Source organism: Bacteroides congonensis (genome assembly GCF_900130125.1).
GTDB classification, from domain to species: Bacteria; Bacteroidota; Bacteroidia; order Bacteroidales; family Bacteroidaceae; genus Bacteroides; species Bacteroides congonensis.
On the sequence record NZ_FQXY01000011.1, the window covers coordinates 198,062 to 221,319 of the forward strand.

Here is a 23,258-nt window from a genome sequence, read left to right on the forward strand (position 1 = left end):
AATAGATAGCATGAACCGTCTCGATTTCGAGATAAATTGAACCTAAAATAGATGAATTATGAAACCGATTATCGCTCCTTCCATTCTTTCTGCCGATTTCGGATATTTGGCAAAAGATATTGAAATGGTAAACCGCAGTGAAGCGGAGTGGGTACATATTGATATTATGGACGGGGTATTTGTCCCCAATATATCATTTGGCTTTCCGGTATTGAAATACGTGGCAAAGTTAAGCAAGAAGCCATTGGATGTGCATTTGATGATTGTTAGTCCGGAGAAATTTATCCCTGAGGTGAAAGCGTTGGGAGCTCATACGATGAATGTACATTATGAAGCCTGTCCGCATTTGCATCGGGTGATTCAGCAAATCAAGGAAGCAGGGATGCAACCTGCCGTAACAATCAATCCGGCAACTCCGGTTGCTTTGCTTCAAGATATAATCCGGGATGTATATATGGTACTTGTCATGAGCGTGAATCCGGGATTTGGCGGACAGAAATTCATAGAGTATTCAGTAGAGAAAGTTCGTGAACTGCGTGCTTTGATTGAACGTACGGGCTCGAAAGCTTTGATTGAAGTGGACGGTGGCGTGAATCTGGAAACTGGTGCCCGCCTGGTTGAGGCAGGAGCCGATGCGTTAGTGGCCGGTAATGCCGTTTTTGGAGCTCCGGATCCTGAAGCTATGATTCGTCAGCTCCATGATTTGTAATTCATAGAACTTTAGTATATCCTATATAATACACTATTCTTCCTTAGAAGGAGAGGAGTTTCATGCATACAAACACATATAGACGACCTAATTAATATTAATGAGTGAATAACTTTATTCATAAATATACTTATATGCGCTTGGTTATCCCCTGGATAGCAGGCGCTTTTTGTGGAGAGCGCTTTTTCAGTTGTTCGACAGAGCTTATTTGGGGGATTCTAGCCTTTGGCTTTTTGTTCGCCCTGTCGTTTATCCTTTATTTCCTGGAACGTTATTCGCTGAGATGGTGTTTTGGAGTTGTTATTGCAGCCCTCTGCTTTACAGGTGGATGGCTTGGGATAACCTGTCAATTCCAACAAACAATTTATACTTTTCCACAAGGAGAAGTTGTCTATCGGGTTTTAATAACAGATACACCCCAAGCAAAAGAACGTACTTACCTCTGCCGGACACTTTTGAAAGAACATTGTGATTCTGTCGGTATCCATCCGATAGACAGGAACGCGATTCTTTATCTGAAACGGGATTCGGTAGCTGCACAACTAAAAACTGGTGATGAACTGTTAGTTTCAGCCCGTATATCTCCGCCTACAAATAATAAGAACTTTGATGAATTTGATTATGCCCGCTATTTGATGAGGAAAGGAATCTGTGGGACAGGCTATGTTGCATCCGGAAAATGGTCTATCTTATCTTCAGGCGGACATTCCCTGTATTTATCTTTGCCACCAGACGCAACGGACAATCATTATCTAAAAACGAGTATGCTTTATCTTAGAAATATAGCCAACTCTTATCGGGAAAAGATAATCTCTCTTTATCGTGAACTCGGATTTAATGGTGACGAACTGGCTATACTTTCCGCATTGACCATAGGTGACAAAACAGAACTTAGTGAATCTATTCGTGAGAGCTATTCGGTGGCAGGCGCAAGTCATATCCTTGCTCTGTCCGGTCTGCATATCGGACTTTTATATGCCTTACTTTTCTTTGTTTTGCAACCTGTTGCCAAAAGAGGGAATACGGGTAGATATCTACGTTCCCTTTTTCTCATCATCTTATTATGGACTTTTGCCTTCTTTACAGGATTCTCGCCATCGGTAGTCCGTTCGGTTGCCATGTTTTCTATTCTGGCTCTTGCAGATATGTTTGGCCGTCAGTCTTTTTCTTTGAATACCCTGGCAGCTACCGCATGGCTTATGTTGCTTTGTAATCCGGCATGGTTGTTTGATGTGGGTTTTCAACTCTCTTTTGTAGCGGTCACCTCTATTTTACTCATTCAACAACCTATCTACCATTTGTTTACAATAAAAGGCAGAATAGGAAAATACGTTTGGGGATTGATGAGTGTGTCCATCGCCGCGCAATTAGGTACTGCTCCACTGGTTATATTTTACTTCTCCCGATTCTCCACACATTTTCTGCTGACTAATTTGGTCGTTATTCCATTGGTTACCATTATCCTATATGTTGTTGTATTCATGCTGTTGCTCACTCCAATTTCGTGGATTCAAACCTATGTGGCAGAAGGAGTTAAAAAACTATTGGAAATCCTGAATCTTTTTGTTCGATGGGTAGAGCTACTTCCTTATTCATCTATAGACGGAATTTGGCTGTATCAGTTGGAAGTTCTCGGCATCTACGTCTCTTTGTTTCTGTTATTTTGTTATTACATGAACCGGAGATATAAAAACCTGATAACTTGTCTTTCTTTTATTCTTCTATTGGCTGTTTGTCATGTGGCGATGTCGTGGATAGACCGCCCGCAATCCAGTCTGGTCTTTTATAATGTGCGTGGTTGTCCGGCAGTTCATTGTATCGGAAGCGACGGGCATTCCTGGATAAACTATGCCGATACACTTCCGGATAAGCAACTCCTGAAGCGGGCGGCAACCAACTATTGGAACCACCATCATCTTCTACCTCCGAAAGAAATAACTACCGATTATAAGACTGCCACATTCTCCCGCCGGCAACAAATACTATCTTGGCAAGGATGCCGTATATGTATGGTGACCGACAATCGCTGGAGGAACAATTCGACAGTTTCTGTGTTATATACTATTGATTATCTTTACTTATGCAAAGGTTATGACGGACATTTGGAAGAACTGACCAGACTCTTTGTTCCCGGCTGTATCATATTGGATGCCTCTCTTTCAGAATACCGCAAAAACCGTCTTGAAGATGAATGCAAACAATCCGGTTTGCGTTTTATCTCTTTATCCGAAGAAGGTTCTGTTTGCTTTTTGCTCTAAGTACAAAGATTTATCGTACATTTGCACCCTGATAAAGTAAAAGAATATGTTGACGAAAGTAATAGAACAAGCCAAAATAGACCATTTTACCAAATGGTTCGAGCGAGCTGACAAAATAGTAATCGTATCTCATGTATCTCCTGACGGTGATGCCATCGGTTCCTCACTGGGATTATATCACTTCCTTGATTCACAGGAAAAAACAGTAAACGTAATCGTGCCTAACGCTTTCCCCGATTTCCTCAAATGGATGCCGGGCAGTAAGGACATTCTTTTGTATGACCGTTACAAGGAGTTTGCGGACAAGTTGATTGCTGAAGCAGATGTAATCTGCTGCCTGGACTTCAACGCATTGAAACGTATTGACGATATGGCGGATGCCGTAGCGGCTTCTCCTGCCCGCAAGATAATGATTGACCACCATTTGTATCCCGAAGAATTTTGTAGGATAACGATGTCTTACCCCAAGATATCTTCCACTTCCGAACTTATATTCCGTCTGATTTGCCGGATGGGTTACTTTGGTGATATATCTAAGGAAGGTGCCGAATGCATCTATACAGGTATGATGACAGATACCGGTGGCTTTACCTACAACTCGAACAATCGTGAGATTTATTACATCATAAGCGAACTCCTTTCCAAAGGAATTGATAAAGATGAAATCTACCGCAAAGTGTACAATACCTATTCCGAGAGCCGTTTGCGACTGATGGGATATGTATTGTCTAACATGACGGTTTACTCGGACTATAACGCCGCGTTGATAACGCTGACAAAAGCCGAGCAAAGCAAATTCAACTACATAAAAGGAGATAGCGAAGGCTTTGTCAACATCCCTCTTACCATCAAGAACGTATGTTTCTCCTGTTTTCTGCGGGAAGATACTGAGAAGCCGATGATTAAGATTTCGTTTCGTTCGGTGGGAACTTTCCCGTGTAATCAGTTGGCCGCCGAATTTTTTAACGGCGGCGGACATCTGAACGCATCCGGAGGTGAATTTTTCGGAACAATGGAAGAGGCCAAAGCAGTCTTCGAAAAAGCGCTTGAGAAATATAAACCACTACTAACAGCCAAAAGCTAAAAATGGAAGGTTAAAAGTGAATACGGAAAGGTTAAAAGATACGAACTTTCAACTATCTCCTTACAACTTTTAATGATTTTGCGATACATTTGCGGAATATAGCTATAAACAACAGATAATGAAGAAACTTTTATTTTTATTTCTCTCTTTGTTAACCGCCGGAAGTTTGTTCCAGGCATGCGACAACTCAAAGACATATGCAGAAATGCTGGAAGACGAGAAAAATGCAGTGGAGAGGTTCATCAAGGATAGTGCGATTCATGTGATTTCTGTAGAAGATTTCGAGCGGAATGATACCGTGACGAAAGCGAAAGCGAACGGAGATGCATATGATGAATTCGTTTTTTTCTCCAGTGAAGGAATATATATGCAGATAATAGACCGCGGAGATTACGATGCAGATAATAAGAATGCGTATAAATTTGAAGATCGTGACATCATCTGTACCAAGTATAAGGAGATAAATGTCGATACCCGCGAGCTTGCATCTTTTAATATTCCTACGGAAGAATATATGGATGCGGGACAATTATATGCTAATCCTGCTGTGTTTGTTTATGTGAAAAAAGAGACTTATTCAGCCGGTACATTCATCGAGATGGACTATGTATGGGCGTCTTATTACGGCAGTACCGCCGTACCGCAAGGGTGGCTTTTATCATTACCTTATTTGCGTGACAACGCTCATGTGCGTCTGATTGTTCCTTCAAAGATGGGACACCAGTCCGCGCAGCAATACGTAACTCCTTACTTCTATGACATCACCGAGTTCCGTAAAGCACGAAGCTAAGACACTAACATTTAAATAAATCTTTTAGTAAAAGACCTATGACTCTAATCAAATCTATCTCTGGCATCCGCGGAACAATCGGCGGAGGCGCGGGTGAAGGACTGAATCCGCTTGACATTGTTAAATTTACCTCAGCTTATGCTACTTTGATTCGCAAGACTTGCAAAGTGCAGAGTAACAAAATTGTTGTGGGACGTGATGCCCGCATCTCAGGTGAAATGGTAAAAAACGTAGTTGTTGGCACCCTGATGGGAATGGGCTGGGATGTGGTAGACATCGACCTGGCTTCTACTCCGACTACGGAACTGGCTGTAACGATGGAAGGCGCTTGTGGCGGTATCATCCTGACAGCTTCACACAACCCGAAACAGTGGAATGCACTGAAATTACTGAATGAACATGGTGAGTTCCTCAATGCAGCCGAAGGTAACGAAGTACTTCGTATCGCCGAAGCCGAAGAATTCGACTATGCCGATGTAGACCACTTAGGCTCTTATCGCAAAGACCTGACCTACAATCAGAAACATATCGACAGCGTATTGGCTCTTGACCTGGTAGACGTTGAAGCTATCAAAAAAGCTAATTTCCGTGTAGCTATCGACTGTGTCAATTCAGTAGGTGGCATCATCCTTCCCGAACTCTTGGAACGCCTGGGTGTGAAACACGTAGAAAAACTCTACTGTGAACCTACCGGAAACTTCCAACACAACCCGGAACCCCTTGAAAAGAATCTTGGCGACATCATGAACTTGATGAAAGGTGGAAAGGCTGATGTAGCATTTGTAGTAGACCCCGACGTTGACCGCCTGGCAATGATTTGCGAAAACGGTGTAATGTACGGTGAAGAATATACACTGGTTACTGTTGCCGACTATGTACTGAAACATACTCCGGGCAACACGGTATCCAACTTGAGCTCTACCCGTGCCCTGCGTGACGTAACCCGCAAATACGGTATGGAATACAATGCTTCTGCCGTAGGCGAAGTAAACGTAGTGACGAAGATGAAGGCAACCAATGCCGTTATCGGTGGTGAAGGAAACGGTGGAGTAATCTATCCTGCCAGCCACTACGGACGTGACGCTTTGGTAGGTATTGCCTTATTCCTTAGCCACTTGGCTCACGAAGGGAAGAAAGTCAGCGAACTCCGCGCTACTTACCCGCCTTACTTCATCGCTAAGAACCGTGTAGACCTGACTCCGGAAATTGACGTAGACGCTATCCTTGCTAAGGTGAAGGAAATCTATAAAGACGAAGAAATCAACGACATCGACGGTGTGAAGATTGATTTTGCTGATAAATGGGTGCACTTGCGCAAGAGTAATACGGAACCGATTATCCGTGTATATAGCGAAGCATCCACAATGGAAGCTGCCGAAGAAATCGGGCAGAAGATTATGGATGTGATTAATGAACTGGCGAAGAAATAACAGTCTCATTTATATCGAAATAAGAGAAAGGAGAGCTTGACAACCAGGCTCTCCTTTCTTTTATTTTTAATTTATTAGCCAGAAGAACATGTGTTCCTATATGAGCTTTATTGCTAACTTATTTCTTCTTTTATTTTTTTGTTCTTCTGTCTGTAAATAGTTCATATCGATACCGAAATGAGCTAAATGATTTTTTGCAGACAGACTAATAAATTTCTTTTTAGACAGAAGAACATAAGAACAAAAGATAAAACAGTAGTAGTTTAATGACCGGCAGAAATAATTTTCCAAGCGCAGCCTTTATGTTCTTTTGTTCTTATGTCTAAATCAAATTCCCATTTAGCTCATAACAGTGCAGAAATGAGCCAAGTATTTAGCTTCATCAAGATTTAAAATGATATAATTATCTTGCACACCTACACTCTTTGCATCTATTCAATTGATACATAGAAATATAAGTATGTGCAAGATACCGTTGCAGATGCGTGCAAGATAAAAGTATCTTGCACGCTGTCTGCTGTGATTACTTAGCTATTCATTCCTGTTGACGGTAGTTCCCATTTGTTTCAAGTACTTGAAACAAAGTGTTCATAGGCTTGAAACAAAGTGTTTACTTACTTGAAACAAAGTGTTTCTCTATAGCAAACACTTTGTTTCATTACTTTGAACAAGTCATTTGATGCCTTGATTCTATAAATGACTGCATAGTTTTCGGGAATTATCAGGAACTTTTTGAAAAAGACACAGCGTGCAAGATACTTTTATCTTGCACACATCTGCAACGGCATCTTGCACACGCTTATATCTCTATGTATCAATCAAGTAGATGCAAAGAGTGTAGGCGTGCAAGATAATTATATCATTTTAAACTCTATGTAATGCAGGAACTATTATGATTTTGTTCAAAACCGTGCAGTGATGATTTGAAACTCAATGGAGTAAACTGAAGCTTTGTGATAGAACTGAAATTGGTATTGTTGAATTTAGTTCACGAAGTCAGCTTTTGATTTATTGTTTCTTAGAGAACCATTCCTTGAACTCCGCCACCCGTGCCTTGCTGACCAGAATCTTTTCCTTGATTCCGGAATAGCGCACATTGATGGATAACCGGCTGTTGAACCATAAATCAATATCTTTGATAGCTTCCCGTGAAACCAGGTATTGGCGGTTGGCGCGGAAGAAAAGGTGAGGATTGAGACAGTCGGTGAGTTCGTCCAGAGTTTGAGGAAAGTTGTATTCTGTGCCATCGTTTAGGACAGCTTTCACCTGGCAGTCTTTGATATAAAATAATTGTATCATATCTACGGAGACAGGTAGCAGTTTGTCTCCTTTTATTGGGATAAGGAAGTGCGTCTTATAGTTCTCCTGCTTTTTGAGTGAATGGAAAAGTTGCAGCAGCTCTTCTTCCTGATGTGGGGTGTGGAGCGATTGAGAGTCGGGGGTGGCGGTATGCTGCAAGTTTCCCAGTTTGGCGAGGGCACGTTCGATGTCTTCCTTGCCGATAGGTTTCAGCAAATAGTCGATACTGTTCACTTTGAAAGCCCGCAGGGCATATTCGTCATAGGCAGTGGTGAAGATAATCGGGCAGGTGATATGGGCATGATTGAATATCTCAAAAGCCGAGCCGTCCGCCAGGTGAATATCCATGAATACCAAGTCCGGCATCGGATGAGAGCCGAACCATTCGATAGTGGAACCGATACTGTCCAGTACGGCAGCAATTTCTGAGTCCGGCTTTACTTCGTTGAGCAATGAGGAAAGGTTGCGTACCGCTGCCTTTTCGTCTTCTATAATGACGGTTTTCATGGTGTCTTTTTATCTATAAATCACTGTTTTTTTATTGTGCTTCGTCAATCAGGGGAATAGAAACGGTAAATTCTTTACCCTCTGTGATTTGTATCTCTTGCTTGAATAAAAGGTGGTATCTCTTGGCTAGATTAACCAGTCCGATACCCGTTCCGGGGGTGGCGGTCCATTTGGGCTGAATGTCGTTGCTGACGGATAGGTAGCCGTTCCCGTCAGTGGTGATATGGATAGCCAGCGGTTTCCGGTTACTTATTTCATTGTGTTTTACGGCATTCTCAATCAATACCTGTACAGCCATCGGTGGAAGCCGGAAATCTTCGTATGCCTTGTCTACCTGTATGTCGAACTGCAAGTTGTTCTCAAAACGCATCTTTAACAGGAAGATATAGGCGGAAGCGAATTCCATTTCTTCGCGAAGGGTGACACTCTGTGATTCGTTGCCTTGCAGGGTATATCTCAGTACCCGGGAAAGTTCCTGGATATAATCTTGGGCTTTGTCCTGATTCTCACGTACTAATGAACGCAAAGTATTCAACGAATTGAATAGCATATGCGGGTTGAGCTGGTTTTTCAAAACTTCGTATTGGTTGCGGATATTTTCTGCCTGGAGTTGCTCGTTCTCAATGAGTACCTGTTGTTGGCGGTATATTAGATGAATGATATAACAACTGCTGGTGACAAGACAGGCCATGATAAAATCCCTTAATGGGTGCAGATAGTGGTGTACCATTGCGTCAATGGCCGGAATATCAAATGTCTTGTGCAGGAAGACAAAGACTTGTCCCAGCAGGTTGCTCAATATCCATGTCAAGATGAAAGAGAGGAGAATCTTTGTTCCCGTAATCTTGATAGACGACTGGTTGAAATGGAATAGCCGCGTATTGACAGCGAAGAGCAGGAGTAGAGACAGAAAAGTGAAGAGTATCTCATTGGCCACATCCATAAACTTCATTCCGGGAAATAACGAATGGCTCTCGAACCGGTCGAAAAGGGATACGGACTCCGGGAAATGGATTAGTACCGCCACAGCCACCGATATGATGACTGTGGAAAGCACATATTTGTCTTTTTCTATTGCCTTTACTATCATATTGCAAAGATAAGAGAATTTTTTAGTGATTAATCGTTTTTCTGAATATGTGCTGTGACATACATGCCCGGTCGGAATTGTGCGTTTGTCTCTTTGATAGATGAATAAACTTCGAGCGAACGGTTGGTTTCGTCTACTTTTTGTCCGATGGAGACTACTGTTCCGTTGAAAGTCTGCGTTCCCATCCCGTTGACGCGGAACTGCACGGGACTGCCCACTTGTATGTCTGCAAGGTCTTTTTCGTAAGTAGTCAGGCAGAGCATCGGGGAGCTTTTATCAATAATCTCACAAAGAGCTTCTCCCGGATTGATGTATTTGCCTATATTCATAGCCACATTGGCTGCATAGCCGCTGATGGGGGCTTTCACTTCCAGCAATGGCTGGATGCCGTTCTTCAGCAATGTCTCCGGGGTGACACCCAAAATGGAGAGTTGCGCGGCGGCGGCATCCTGGCGGCTTTTCATGGAGAGATAATCCGCCTTGCTTTGCTGGAACTTCTTTTGTGAAGCTGCCTGTTCGGCGGAAAGTGCCTTTTGACGCTCGTATTCCGCCAGAAGATATTCCGCCTGCGCATGACTGTCAAGATAAGTCTGTTGCAGGGTAATGAATTCCGGATTTTCCAAGGTGGCGATAACCGCGTTTTTAGCTATGTGTTGTCCGGGCAACAGAGAGGTGTGCTTGACTACTCCACCCATAGTCAATGCTATAGTCGCCTGTCGTTGGGGCGGAAGGACAATACGCCCGTTGAATGAAACCTGATTCGGTTTTGAAGTCGCGGAAGTGATGGCATCCACTTCGGGTTGTTTCGCCACGGTGTCTGCCGCAACTTCAGTTGCAGAAACCATACCAGTTTCGTTATCCGTAATCTGTTGGTTGCCCTTGCAAGCTGTCAAAGCAAGTAAAAGGACAGAATAAAATATCTTCTTCATCTTCATATACTGTATTTTATTATCTGAATAGTTCATACTCTAATGCGGCAATGTTATATTGGTAGACAGTCTCGATATAGCCGCGGCGAATATCCCGGGCGGTTGTTATGGACTGTATGTATTCCGCTATACCCGTTTCGCTCTGTTGCAACTGGAGATTGGCAGCCTTGGTCAACTCGTCCGCTTCTTTCAAGGCGGAAGAAGTGTAGTAGCGCAAGCTTTCGTTGTATCTGCGGAGTGAGGCTTCCAACTCAAGCACCTTGTTTCTCAATTCGCGAATATTTGCGTCTGCCTGAATCTGTGCTGAGGTAGCGGATAACCGTGCTTGCCTTACCTTGCTCTTTTGGGGCAGGAAATAGATAGGGAAGGAGACCCCCACCATCCACGCACTCAGATTCTTCAACGGAAGAATATCCTGGCGGGTATATCCCACGCTGATTTCCGGAAAGAAATGGCTCCGCTCTACATGAAGTATTGCTTTCGCTTCGTCCGCCTGACTTTGAAAGTAAGCAGTGTGCGCTCCCGACAGCGTCCCGTCTGAAAGGCTGGTGTAAAACAGCGATAAGGTAGAATCTGCCGGAACAATCGGTTGGTCTGAATAACAACTCCAACGGAAGCGTGCCAAAGCCATTTTCTCTTCTTCCTGTGCCTGGAACCAACGATTGTGCAGTTCGGCGGCGATGGTTGTCATCATATTCTTTTCGAGCAGGGTGATTTCCCCCTGTTGATAACGCAGTTCACCGATATGCTGTAACTTTTCCGCCATCTTATCCTGGTCGCGGTACATCGCACAGAGGTTGGCGGCATATTGATAATAAGCCCATGCCCGTTTCACTTCTGCCGTGACTTCCTTTTCCACCATCTGACGATAGAAGGTGGTTGTTTTCACTTGTCGGTTGACTAATGCATTCTTGTAGAACGGGGTCAGCAGAGAACCCAGGCTTTGCTCGAAAGCCAGTTCCTTGTCTTTCTTGTTCTCTCCGTTGAGTTGCCCCCAGGAATAGCTGAATGAGGTAGGGGATGCTTCTACAATCTCGCCACGGGTAGCTTTGGCTTGTTGAATGGCGTTTGTTGCTATTTTCAGACGGGGGTGATTCTGTTTAGCCATCTCGATAGCCTGTTCCAAAGTGACAGTCGATGCCTGTTGCGCGGAAACGAAAGAAGGAGTCAGCAGGAACAGGGGAAGAAGGACGAAGAACGGCAGGTGAAACTTGACTCCCGGACGTTTCCATGTTGCCAATGAGTTCACAATCTTGTAGAACACCGGGATGATGAGTAATGTCAACACAGTCGAGATAATCAATCCGCCGATAACGACAGTTGCCAGCGGGCGTTGCACCTCGGCACCGGCGGAAGTGGCGATAGCCATCGGGACAAATCCCAATGATGCCACCAAGCCTGTCAGGAATACGGGACGGAGCAGATGCGGAGTTCCCTTGGCGATGATTCGGTTTGTAGTCATGGGGTGAGTGTTTTGTTTACGAAGTTCGTTGAAGTGATTCACCATGAGGATGCCGTTCAGCACCGCTACGCCGAATAATGCGATGAAACCTACACCCGCCGATATGCTGAACGGGAGTCCGCGCAGCCAAAGGGCGACAATACCGCCGATAAGCGACAACGGAACGGTGGAGAATACCATCAGTGTATAGGTGATATTCTTGAAAGCAAAGAACAGAATCAAAAGGATGAGCATCAATGCTACCGGAATGACAATGAGCAGTGTGTGAATAGCGTTCTGCAAGTTCTCGAACTGACCGCCGTACTCGAAGTAATATCCCGGTTTCAGCTTGACGTTCCTGTCCAATGTCTTTTGTATGTCCGCCACCACTTGCTGTATATCCGCGTCACGCACATTGACACCGATGACGATACGGCGTTTCGTAGCGTCACGGTTGATTTGGAGAGGACCGCTGACGAGGTCTATGCTCGCTACTTCTCCGACCGGAATCTGGATTCCTTCGGAAGTGCGCACAAACAATTTGTCGAGATTCAAATCCGCTACCTTCTCCTGGTCAAGACGGACGACGAGGTCGAACCTTCGTTCGTTTTCAAACACTACGCCGCTGGATTCTCCGGCATAGGCGGTTCGGATAATCGTGTTGAGTTCTTCTATGTTGATGCCGTAGCGGGCTATCTTGCTGCGGTTGTATTTTACTACGAGCTGGGGCAATCCCATCGTCTGCTCTACGATGACGTCTGACGCTCCCGGCACTTTTTCTACATAGGCGGCGGCTTCTTTTGCTTTTTCGTAGAGTTCGTGGGTGTCTTCTCCGTACAGTTTGACGGCAATGTCGGCTTTGGCTCCTGTCATCAGTTCATTAAAACGGAGCTGTATTGGTTGCGAGAAGTTGAATTCGGCTCGCTCGGACAGTGGTTCGAGCGCTTCTTTCATCTTGTCCACCATTTCCGCACGATTTCCAGCGCTGATCCATTCTTTGAAGGGTTTCATGATAATCATCACGTCGGCGTCTTCTACTGCCATCGGGTCGGTGGGGACTTCCGCCGTTCCGATTTTGGCAACTACGTGCTTGATTTCGGGGAATTTGTCCATCAGTGCTTTTTCTGCCAGGCGGGATACCTCGATACTTTCGGTCAGCGAACTTCCGGCAGGCAATGTCATTTGCATGGCAAAGTCGCCTTCATCCAGTGTCGGGATAAATTCAGCACCCAGCCGTGTGAAGAGGAAGAGCGAGCCGATTAGTGCGGCAAAGGCTATGATGACGGTACGCCACTTGTGATGCAGACAGGAACGAAGGCCGCGTTGATATACGCTGTTCAGTTTCTCGAAGAAACGGTCGGCAAGCGTCGGTTTCACCACGATGGTATGTTTCAGGAAGAGCGATGCCATCATCGGAACATAGGTGAGTGAAAGAATCAAGGCTCCGATGATGCAGAATACAAGAGTTTTTGCCATCGGGGTGAAGTATTTTCCTTCAATTCCGTTTAGGGTGAGGATGGGGAAGAATACTATAAGGATAATCAATACGGCGAAAGTTGCCGAGCGGACTACGCCGGATGCTCCTTTTTCCACTTCTTTGTCCATCTCTTCACGGGTGAGCGTCCGTCCCCGGAACTGCTTGCCGTAGATATGGGCGAGGATACCTTCCAGTATGACGATAGAGCCGTCCACAACGATACCGAAGTCGATGGCTCCGAGGCTCATCAGGTTGGCGGTGACATTGAAAAGGCGCATCATGATAAAGGCAAAGAGCATCGCCAGCGGGATGACTGACGCGACAATCAGTCCGGCACGTACATTGCCGAGGAAGATGATAAGTACGAGGAATACGATAATCGCTCCTTCAATCAGGTTGTTGACAACGGTTGAGATATTCCGGTTCACCAGTTCCGAGCGGTTCAGATAAGGTTCGATGCTGACTCCTTCGGGCAGCAGGTGTTGTATCTTCTCCACTCTTTTTTCAAGTTCCTGGGTGACGACGTTGGCGTTAGCTCCTTTCAGCATCATCGCGATTCCGCCTACACACTCGCCTTCGCCGTCCATTGTCATGGCGCCGAAACGTTTGGGAGAGCCGAAACGGACTACGCCTACATCGCTGATATGTACCGGAATCCCGTTCCGGTTGGCTACAACGATGCGCTCGATGTCCTTCGTCCGGGTAATCATACCTTCCGACCGGATGTAATAGGCATTCTTCGCTTTTTCTATATAGCTTCCGCCAGTGTTCTGGTTGTTGCTGCTGAGGGCTTCGAATACTTCGCCGATGGTGATGTTCAGTGAAAAGAGCGCGTCCGGGTCGACGGCGACTTCATATTGTTTCAGGTAGCCGCCGAAACTGTTGATTTCTACGATACCCGGTATGCCGGACAACTGGCGTTTCACCATCCAATCCTGAATGGTGCGGAGTTCCATAGCATCGTACTTCTCTTCGTAACCGGGGGCTACTTTCAGTATGTACTGGTAGATTTCTCCGAGTCCGGTGGTGATAGGCATCATCTCCGGTGCTCCGAGTTCGGGTGGAATCTCTCCGGCAACGGTTTGTATCTGTTCGTTGATAAGCTGACGGGCATCGAGGGTAGGGACGCTTTCCTTGAATACAACGGTTACTACTGATAGTCCGAAACGACTGACGGAACGGATATCTTCTACATTCATGATGTTGCTCATCGCTAGTTCGATAGGCATGGTGATGAGCTGTTCTACCTCTTGCGGTGCGAGGGTGGGCGATACGGTCACAATCTGTACCTGGTTGTTGGTGATATCGGGCACGGCGTCGATAGGTAATGTCAACATCGCGTAGATGCCGCCGATAAGCAGGAAGAGAGTAGTGAGCCCTACAAACAGCTTCTTTTTGATTGAAAAACGTACAATGGCTGTAAACATGATTCTCTTTGTGTTATTATTTCATGTTACAAAACTACGGACTATCTACGTTCGTGATAGCCGGAAACGTTTGAAGCGGAAATATTGCGGGGCGAAGTGACGAAATGACGGCTTGGAATATATATTGTATATGGTGTAGTGATGGGGAAACCTTGGCAATATCGGACGAAATATCGGGAATAATGCGATGTGGAGCAAACATTTTTTCAGACCGGTTCGTTTAATATGAAACGAATTAAATAACGTATTGAGTATGAAATCATTTGTCTTAATGGTGGTAGCTATGGTGTGTGCGATATCTTTGGAAGCGCAGAATAAGTCTTTCTACGACTTCACTGTGCAAACGATTGACGGTAAGGAATTTCCTCTTTCGTCCTTGAAAGGAAAGAAAGTGTTGGTGGTGAATGTGGCTTCAAAGTGTGGCTTGACACCACAATATGCCAAATTGCAGGAATTGTACGAGAAGTATAAGGACAAGAACTTTGTTATTATCGGCTTTCCTGCCAATAACTTTATGGGACAGGAACCGGGAAGCAATGAGGAGATTGCCAAATTCTGTTCATTGAAGTATGATGTCACTTTCCCGATGATGGCTAAGATTTCCGTCAAAGGCAAGGAGATGGCTCCGCTTTATCAATGGCTGACGGAGAAGAAACTGAATGGAAAGGAAGATGCACCTGTTCAGTGGAACTTCCAGAAGTTTATGATTGACGAGAACGGAAACTGGGTCGGATTCGTCGCTCCCAAAGAGAGTCCGTTCTCGGAGAAAATCATTACTTGGATAGAGAAGGGATGAGGGATACTTTCTTCAGTTCTCCTTCGAAGTTGGGAGTGAAAACACCTTTTCCCAGATTCTCTTTTATTTCTTCTATTGTCCAGAACCGGCCGCCGTCCAGTTCGTCACTAGGGTGGATTTCACCGTCGTAGACTGTCTTATGGACGAATACAAGTTCCTTTTCACGATCGGACTCGAAAACATAATTAGTCAGAAGTTCAGGAGTAAAGTCCGTGATGCCCAGTTCTTCACGGACTTCCCGTTTAAGGGCTATCTCTACACTTTCTTCTAAATCGATATGTCCGCCCACGGCCGTATCCCATTTTCCGGGTTGGATGTCTTTCCATTCGGGACGTTTTTGCAGGTACAAGTCTCCTTTTGTATTGAAGACGTGCAGATGGACGACCGGATGAAGCAATTTGCTGCCGCTGTGGCATTCCCCGCGGGTGGCGGCTCCGGTGATATTTCCCTGTTCATCGACGACGGGGAACATTTCTTGGTTATTATCGCTTGACATCATTGTTTCTATTGTTTTCATTGGAAGGGTTATCACAAGTTATGATACTCTCGCGGTATTTGTAATATTCTTACGGTATTAATAAGGAAGAATCCCCATAACTCAGGAACCGGAAATCGTGGCTCAGGGCATAATCATAAATCGTGCGCCAGTCTCCTTTCACAAAAGCCGAAACCAACAATAATAAGGTGCTTTGTGGCTGATGGAAATTAGTAACCATTGCTTTTACTATTTTATACTGGTAGCCGGGGGCAATAATAATCTGTGTACTGGTATGAAGTGCTTCAAGCCCGTTCCTGTCGAGATAGCCCAATATCTTTTGCAACGCAACTACCGGGGGAATCTGGTCATACTTTTCATAGGGCTGCCATTGCCTGACGTGTAGTTCCTCTTCCGTGGCGTCCGGATTATCTGCCAATGTGACTCCGATATGATACAGGCTTTCGAGTGTGCGTACCGAAGTGGTTCCTACGGCAATGGCACAACCGTCATGGTCGATAAGTTTCTTGATAGTGCTCCGGTTGACAGATATATATTCCGTATGCATCTCGTGACCTTCAATCTCTTCACTTTTCACAGGTTTGAAAGTTCCTGCGCCTACGTGCAGGGTCAGTTCCTCAAGTTCTATTCCTTTCTCTTGCAGTGCATCCAATACTCGGGACGTGAAGTGCAGTCCGGCGGTAGGCGCGGCTACCGAACCTTTAATCTTTGAATAAACCGTCTGATAAGTTTCTTTATCGCTTTCTTCCGTCTTCCGGTTTAAATAAGGCGGGATAGGAAGCTCTCCGAATACTTCGAGAATATCAGCGAAAGTCACTTCCGGATTATCCCATGAGAAGTCTACCCAATGACTGGTTCCTCTGCTTTCTCCTCTCGTTGCGGTCAGTGTGATTGGTAATCCTTTTACCGTCATTTCCCGTTTCAAGGTTCCGTCTTTCCATTTCTTCAGGTTGCCAATCATGCAAAGCCATGCGGCATGTTCCGTTTGCTGGAAATTCAGAACATAATCATTGGGCTGAATCGGCTCGAGGCAGAATACTTCAATCAGTGCCCCTGTTTCCTTACGGAAATGTAGCCTTGCCTGAATAACTTTTGTATTGTTGAATACCATCAAAGCACCTTTAGGCAGATACTCTGGCAAAGAGGTGAAAGTATCTTCGCTTACTTCACCGTGGCGGTACACTAGCAATTTCGACTGGTCGCGGACAGCCAACGGGAACTTGGCAATACGTTCATCCGGCAATGGATAGTTGTATTCGCTGATATGGATATGTTTCGGGTCTTCTTTCATTGTTGTCAGGTATGTTTCTTGATGAATATGTTCCAAATGTGTTCCACTAAAAAATGAATCAGCCACTTACTAAATTGTAAATGGCTGATTTCCAGTAGTCGGGATGACAAGATTCGAACTTGCGACCACACGCCCCCCAGACGCGTACTCTACCGGGCTGAGCTACATCCCGAATTGCGGATGCAAAAGTACGGATTAATTTTGAAATAGCAAATAATTCCTGTGAATTTTGTAGTGTACTTCCGCGGTTTATGATTATTTTTTTGATGATAAGTGAAATAAAGTACGGAATATTTTCTAAGTTTGTGTTATGAATAGTGGTTATAAATATAGGGACTTTGGCAATATTGTTTTAGATATCTGTGCTAATAGGTTGAACTTCTGTTTTATTTGAATTAGTAAACAAACTCATATTTTTCATTAAGTAGTTCGAAAAGACAATGTTTGCATAAAAACACTATGATATATTGGATAGTATATAATAAAAACTAAATGGGGAATTGCGAAACGAACTATCAATCAGTGAGTTTGTTTATGAATTAATGCAAATAAAGGGTGTGTGACTTCTTTAGTATGATACTATATTTCCTTTTTTGATATATGGTATTTTAGGAAGTTATACATTTGTAGTATAAGACTTAGTTTAGAATAGAAAGGTGTTAAATGTTAGACATTAAAAATAGAGAGACATTAGAGATATACGTCTTGGGTGACGATTTTAAATTTTATCAGAATCTGAAATATCTTCCTCTAACTTCTTATCCTTCTAATATTCAATCGGCTTTGATTGTATATTGTTTGAGTGGAAGGGCGAAACTTACTGTACACGAAGATGTACACTGGATACAGCCGGAGGAACTTATTATATTATTACCCGGACAATTTGTCTCATTCAGTGAACCTAGTGAAGATTTCTCAACCGTTTCGATGGTAATCTCGTCTTCCTTGTTTAGTGATGCGTTAAGTGGAGTTCCACGATTCTCCCCGCATTTCTTCTTCTATATGCGAACCCATTATTGGTATCCGCAAATGGAACGTGATATTCCCCGGATATACAATTTCCTGGGAATGATAAAAGAAAAAGTGAAGTCTCAGGATGTATATAGACGTGAGTTGATAACCCATTTGCTGAGATATCTGTATTTGGAGCTGTTCAATGCTTATCAGAAAGAATCCGCTTTGATGACCGTGCGGAAAGATACGCGTAAAGAAGAATTGGCTAATAAATTCTTCGGGCTTATCATGAAGCATTTCAAGGAAAATAAGGATGTAGCTTTTTATGCAGATAAATTGTGCATTACTTCCAAGTACCTGACTATGGTTATCAAAGAGACAAGCGGAAAATCCGCCAAAGACTGGATTGTAGAATATATCATATTGGAAATAAAGGCTTTGTTGAAAAACACAAGCTTGAATATTCAGGAGATAGCAATTAAAACAAACTTTGCTAATCAGTCTTCACTTGGACGTTTTTTCAGAAAACATACAGGTATGTCACTGTCTCAGTATCGAATGAGTAGTTCAGATTAAAAACAGCACAGGCAGATTGTATGGTATTTGCCAATAAGTATGGGGATTAAATCCCCATACATTCGCGGTAGAAGTCCAACATTTCGAAAATGGTATCTTTGCCGGCAGTCTGATTGATACAGATATCTCCGATATCTTTCAGTAACGTGAAGTTAATTGTCCCCGAAGTGTTCTTTTTATCATGCGTCATGTACGCATAGAGTCGTTCGTACTTCTTACAGTCGAACGTAAACACACCGTAATTGTCTTTGATGAATTGGATAGTCTGTCTCATTCTTTCTTTCGGGAAGCCTACTTTAGTGTGAGACAGATATAATTCGCATACGATTCCCCAAGCTACTGCGTATCCGTGCAATACCGGACGGTTTTCCGCTAGTGCCATGCTTTCAAATGCGTGTCCGACGGTATGTCCCAGATTTAGTGCTTTGCGGATACCGTGTTCAAAAGGATCTTGTTCCACAATGTCTTCTTTTACTTGCACCGATTCACCAACCAGTCGTTTGAGGGCAGTATAGTCAATATCGGAAGTGTTGAAGTTTAACAACTCCGCCCAATGTGCGACGTTACTGATCAAGCCATGCTTGAGCATCTCTGCATATCCTGAAAAGAAATTATGTGCGTCCAGCGTACGCAGGAATTCTGTTTCAATCAATACACTGCTTGCCGGAGCGAATGCACCGATTTCATTTTTCAGTCCGTTGAAGTTGATTCCTGTCTTTCCGCCGACGGAAGCGTCCACCATAGCTAGTAGGGTGGTTGGTATATTAATATAAGAGATGCCACGTTTGAATGTAGCTGCGGCAAAACCACCTAAGTCCGTCACCATCCCGCCACCGAGGTTGATAAGTAACGAGTGGCGCGTAGCCCCTTGAGTGCTCAATGCCATCCAGACTGAAGCAAGGGTTTCCATCGTTTTATGTACGTCTTCAGCTCCGATACAGATTTCAATGGCATCTTTCAGTAAGGTAGTTTCCTTCAGGGAAGGAAGACAGAGATGCCGGGTATGATCGTCTGTGAGGATAAATAATTTGTCATGCGGGCACTGTTCAATGGCACGACTCAGGCTCGTTTCCAAGCTTTCACAGAGAATAACTTCTTGTTTACTCATGATTCTTTTGCTTTTTATCCTGCAAATGTATATAAAATATCTATTTTATACTTACTTTTGTCCCGTTAAAACGTTCAATCATGAAAGCATTATTACCTGTATATTGTCGTCCTTTGGGATATGTGGTCCTGTTGATAGCTCTGTTCATACCTTTTCTTCTGGTAATGCGGGGAGTGGTGACCGATAGCAACCTGTTGTTTTATAAAGAATGTACAAAGTTGCTGATGATGGCAGGATGCTTGTTGATAATCTTCGCTCTTAGCAAGCATGAGAGTCGCGAAACGGAGCAAATCCGTAACTCGGCTGTCCGCAATGCAATCTTCCTGACATTTCTGTTCGTATTCGGAGGGATGTTGTGGCGTGTTATGCAAGGAGATGTGATTAATGTAGATACTTCTTCTTTTCTTACCTTTTTAAGCTTTAATGTGCTTTGTTTGGAGTTTGGTCTGAAAAAAGCGCTCGTTGATCGATTCTTTAAAAGATAATTTTCTTTTCAATTAAACCTTTTGCGGTTCTATTTGTCAAAAAGACATTGTTATTGCTACTAATATAATCGTAATTTAGGTAAATGAAAAGAATTTCTGCAGGGTTGGTGTTGATGTTGCTATGCACCTTCTCAATTTTTGCACAGAATAAGGTAATTACTGTTTCGGGACGTGTTGTGGAATCCGACTCAAAGGAACCGGCAGCACAGGCTACTGTTCAATTGTTGTCGTTGCCCGATAGTGCTTATGCTGCTGGTATAGCCAGTAGTAATCAAGGTTGGTTTACTCTCCCCAAAGTGAAAGCCGGGAAATATGTATTGAAGGTTTCCTATATCGGCTTCCGAACTAAATTTGTACCGGTTCAACTGGCTGCCAATGCCCCCGATAAGAAGTTGGGAACAATCGCATTGGAACCGGACGCTGTCATGCTGAAAGAAGCGGTGATTACTGCTGAGGCTCCGCAAGTGGTAGTGAAAGAAGATACTTTGGAATATAACTCGACAGCCTATCGTACTCCTGAAGGTGCCATGCTCGAAGAGTTGGTAAAGAAACTTCCGGGAGCCGAGATTGATGATGACGGTAATGTCAAAATCAATGGTAAGGAAGTAAAGAAGATTATGGTGGACGGTAAAGAGTTCTTTGGCGGTGATGTGAAAACCGGATTGAAGAATCTGCCGGTCAATATGATTGATAAACTGAAAACGTATGATAAGAAATCGGACTTGGCTCGCGTCACCGGAATAGATGATGGGGAAGAGGAAACGGTTCTCGACCTGAAAGTAAAAAAAGGAATGAACCAAGGCTGGTTCGGTAATGCTAGTGTTGCCGGTGGTACGGAAGACCGCTATGGAAGCAACTTGATGCTGAACCGCTTTGTCGATAACAGCCAGTTCTCTTTAATAGGTTCTGCTAATAATGTGAACGATCAGGGATTCTCCGGTGGCGGGGGTGGGCCACGTTTTCGGAATAGCAATGGTTTGACTGCTACCAAGATGCTTGGAGCTAATTTTGCCACTCAAACGGAGAAACTCGAATTAGGTGGTAGTGCCCGTTATAATTATAGTGACCGCGATGCTGATTCTAAAAACTATTCAGAGCGTTTCTTGGATAAAGGAAATTCATATTCTAACTCGAATAGTAAAAATCGTAATAAGAATATGAATTTTAATGCTGATTTCCGCTTGGAATGGAAGCCGGATACATTGACTAATATCATTTTCCGACCAAATGTTTCTTATGGGAAATCTAAAGGGTATTCTATTTCCGAATCGGGTACTTTCAATGAAGACCCATTCAACTTGGTATCTGATCCTAATAAGTTTTTGAATAAGATTCAGTGGGCGAATACGGATGATCCCTTGAAGGATATTCGTGTTAATGCCAGTAACAGTGAGTCTGCGTCTGAAAGTAATAGCTTGTCTGCTAATGCTTCCTTACAGGTGAACAGAAGGTTGAATAATATGGGGCGAAATATAACTTTTCGTGGGACGTTTGGTTATGGAGATAACGATAGTGAGCAATTTAGTGAATCATTGACACGTTATTTTGACCCTGATGCTAAAATGAAAGATGATGAGCGTAAGCAATATATAACTTCTCCGACCAAAAACTACGATTATACGGCTGAACTGACTTATAATGAGCCGATTGCGAAAGCAACTTTTTTGCAATTCCGTTATAAGTTCCAATATAAATATAGTGAAAGTGACAGAAGTACATATAGCTTGATCCCAGAAACAGAAAAAAATCAAGATTGGTTCTGGAACTTCGGTGACGGGTTGCCTGAAGGATACGAAGCTAATAAGGATATGAACTTGAGTAAATATGCTCAGTATAAATATTATAACCATGATATTAATGCAGGGATGAATATTATCCGAGAGAAATACAGATTTAACTTTGGAATGTCCTTGCAACCACAGAACACTAGGTTGGATTATAAGAAAGCAGAAATAGATACTGTAGTAAAAAGAAATGTGTTCAATTTCGCTCCTAATGTTGATTTCCGTTACCGCTTTTCTAAAGTGAGCCAGTTACGCTTTACGTATCGGGGACGTGCAAGCCAGCCGAGTATGGAGAATCTGTTGGATGTAACTGATGACTCGAATCCGCTGAGAATCACTAAAGGTAATCCGGGACTGAAACCGTCTTTTACTCACTCTATGCGCTTGTTCTATAATACATATAATGCTGATAAACAACGCGGAATGATGGCACATGCCAACTTTAATATGACTCAAAACAAAATTACCAATGCGACTAATTATAATCAGACGACTGGTGGAACAATCTCACAGCCGGAGAATATTAATGGTTATTGGACTGCTATGGGTATGTTTGGGTTTAATACAGCTTTGAAAGACAAACGTTTCACAATTAATTCTTTTTCACGTGCCAACTATACAAACGATGTATCTTTCCTTTATAATGAAGGTACTAAGGTGAATGATAAGAATACAAGTACATCATTGACTTTAGCAGAGAATCTGAATGGAACATTCCGCAATGATTGGTTTGAGTTTACTATCAATGGTTCAATTAATTATAATTTTGAACGTAACAAGTTACGTTCGGAAAACAATCAGGAACCATATACTTTCGGATATGGTGCCAGTACCAATGTTTCTTTGCCTTGGAATATGACGTTGTCTACCAATATAACCAACAATTCACGTCGTGGCTACCGTGACGCCAGTATGAATAGAAACGAACTTATCTGGAATGCCCAGATTGCCCAGAACTTCTTGAAGGGAAATGCTGCGACCATCAGCTTTGAAGTCTATGACATTTTGAAACAGCAATCCAATATCAGTCGTTCGCTGACTGCCGATATGCGCTCTGTTTCTGAATACAACGGAATCAACAGTTATTGTATGCTACGCTTTTCTTATCGTCTGAATATATTTGGAAATAAGGAAGCCCGTGGAAATATGCGTCAGGGTGGTTTCGATGGTGGTGGTCATCGCGGACCGCGTGGACCTCACGGGGGACCAACCAGAATGATGCGTTTTTAATTGTAAGTAAATTCTTATAAGATAGGAAGTCCCGGTACAACGGTTGATAGTTGTCGCCGGGACTTTTTTGTTAATCCGATAATTTACTTTATATTTG

Annotated in this window: 16 protein-coding genes and 1 tRNA gene; 9 read left to right on the top strand and 8 right to left on the bottom strand. The window is 43.6% G+C overall.

Translation table 11 applies throughout. The annotated features are described in order from the left end of the window. Positions 1-58 precede the first annotated feature (58 nt). From rpe to glmM, 5 genes are all read left to right on the top strand, one after another. Positions 59-709, top strand: coding sequence for a ribulose-phosphate 3-epimerase (gene rpe, locus BQ7997_RS18385; RefSeq protein ID WP_073347588.1), 651 nt, complete (start codon positions 59-61; stop codon positions 707-709). 134 nt (positions 710-843) lie between these two features. Next, entirely contained in the window at positions 844-2,967 is a 2,124-nt protein-coding gene (locus tag BQ7997_RS18390; protein WP_097677835.1) for a ComEC/Rec2 family competence protein, read from the top strand. Between the two features lie 46 nt (positions 2,968-3,013). Then, on the top strand, positions 3,014-4,051 hold the full coding sequence (locus tag BQ7997_RS18395) for a DHH family phosphoesterase (RefSeq protein WP_044655588.1): 1,038 nt from the start codon (positions 3,014-3,016) through the stop codon (positions 4,049-4,051). A 118-nt stretch (positions 4,052-4,169) separates the two neighbouring features. Continuing rightward, a complete protein-coding gene (locus BQ7997_RS18400; RefSeq protein WP_022138313.1) occupies positions 4,170-4,841 on the top strand; it encodes a BamK family beta-barrel-assembly machinery protein in 672 nt (223 codons plus the stop codon). 38 nt (positions 4,842-4,879) lie between these two features. Continuing rightward, the gene (gene glmM, locus BQ7997_RS18405; protein ID WP_073347590.1) at positions 4,880-6,271 is read left to right on the top strand and encodes a phosphoglucosamine mutase; all 1,392 of its coding nucleotides are present in this window, start codon (positions 4,880-4,882) and stop codon (positions 6,269-6,271) included. A 1,008-nt stretch (positions 6,272-7,279) separates the two neighbouring features. Here the strand turns inward: glmM and BQ7997_RS18410 are convergent. From BQ7997_RS18410 to BQ7997_RS18425, 4 genes are read right to left on the bottom strand one after another with little or no spacing between them, the layout of a single operon-like run. Further along, positions 7,280-8,077, bottom strand: coding sequence for a LytR/AlgR family response regulator transcription factor (locus BQ7997_RS18410; RefSeq protein WP_073347591.1), 798 nt, complete (start codon positions 8,075-8,077; stop codon positions 7,280-7,282). Between the two features lie 31 nt (positions 8,078-8,108). Continuing rightward, the gene (locus BQ7997_RS18415) at positions 8,109-9,167 is read right to left on the bottom strand and encodes a sensor histidine kinase (protein ID WP_073347592.1); all 1,059 of its coding nucleotides are present in this window, start codon (positions 9,165-9,167) and stop codon (positions 8,109-8,111) included. 29 nt (positions 9,168-9,196) lie between these two features. Beyond that, entirely contained in the window at positions 9,197-10,096 is a 900-nt protein-coding gene (locus BQ7997_RS18420; RefSeq protein ID WP_073348447.1) for an efflux RND transporter periplasmic adaptor subunit, read from the bottom strand. A 19-nt stretch (positions 10,097-10,115) separates the two neighbouring features. Further along, the gene (locus BQ7997_RS18425; RefSeq protein WP_073347593.1) at positions 10,116-14,441 is read right to left on the bottom strand and encodes a CusA/CzcA family heavy metal efflux RND transporter; all 4,326 of its coding nucleotides are present in this window, start codon (positions 14,439-14,441) and stop codon (positions 10,116-10,118) included. Between the two features lie 253 nt (positions 14,442-14,694). Between BQ7997_RS18425 and BQ7997_RS18430 the strand changes: the two genes are divergently transcribed. Continuing rightward, the gene (locus tag BQ7997_RS18430) at positions 14,695-15,237 is read left to right on the top strand and encodes a glutathione peroxidase (RefSeq protein ID WP_022138319.1); all 543 of its coding nucleotides are present in this window, start codon (positions 14,695-14,697) and stop codon (positions 15,235-15,237) included. Here BQ7997_RS18430 and BQ7997_RS18435 read toward each other — a convergent pair. From BQ7997_RS18435 to BQ7997_RS18445, 3 genes are all read right to left on the bottom strand, one after another. Beyond that, positions 15,215-15,733 carry an NUDIX hydrolase gene (locus BQ7997_RS18435; RefSeq protein ID WP_073348448.1) on the bottom strand — a complete coding sequence of 173 codons (519 nt, stop codon included), beginning with the start codon at positions 15,731-15,733 and terminating at the stop codon, positions 15,215-15,217. The genes BQ7997_RS18430 and BQ7997_RS18435 overlap by 23 nt on opposite strands. A 70-nt stretch (positions 15,734-15,803) precedes the next feature. Then, positions 15,804-17,024, bottom strand: a complete 1,221-nt coding sequence (locus BQ7997_RS18440) for an S-adenosylmethionine:tRNA ribosyltransferase-isomerase (RefSeq protein ID WP_073347594.1) — start codon at positions 17,022-17,024, stop codon at positions 15,804-15,806. Between the two features lie 98 nt (positions 17,025-17,122). Then, positions 17,123-17,196: transfer RNA gene (locus BQ7997_RS18445), tRNA-Pro, on the bottom strand. 491 nt (positions 17,197-17,687) lie between these two features. Between BQ7997_RS18445 and BQ7997_RS18450 the strand changes: the two genes are divergently transcribed. After that, positions 17,688-18,554, top strand: a complete 867-nt coding sequence (locus BQ7997_RS18450; protein WP_022138322.1) for a helix-turn-helix domain-containing protein — start codon at positions 17,688-17,690, stop codon at positions 18,552-18,554. 46 nt (positions 18,555-18,600) lie between these two features. On the opposite strand, the gene aroB is transcribed toward BQ7997_RS18450, so the two are convergent. Then, on the bottom strand, positions 18,601-19,662 hold the full coding sequence (aroB, locus tag BQ7997_RS18455; RefSeq protein ID WP_073347595.1) for a 3-dehydroquinate synthase: 1,062 nt from the start codon (positions 19,660-19,662) through the stop codon (positions 18,601-18,603). 80 nt (positions 19,663-19,742) lie between these two features. Between aroB and BQ7997_RS18460 the strand changes: the two genes are divergently transcribed. Together BQ7997_RS18460 and BQ7997_RS18465 are read left to right on the top strand one after the other, a co-directional pair. Then, complete coding sequence (locus tag BQ7997_RS18460; RefSeq protein WP_073347596.1) at positions 19,743-20,147, top strand: hypothetical protein; 405 nt, start codon at positions 19,743-19,745, stop codon at positions 20,145-20,147. An 83-nt stretch (positions 20,148-20,230) separates the two neighbouring features. Then, positions 20,231-23,161 carry a TonB-dependent receptor gene (locus BQ7997_RS18465; RefSeq protein ID WP_022138325.1) on the top strand — a complete coding sequence of 977 codons (2,931 nt, stop codon included), beginning with the start codon at positions 20,231-20,233 and terminating at the stop codon, positions 23,159-23,161. Positions 23,162-23,258: the final 97 nt, after the last annotated feature.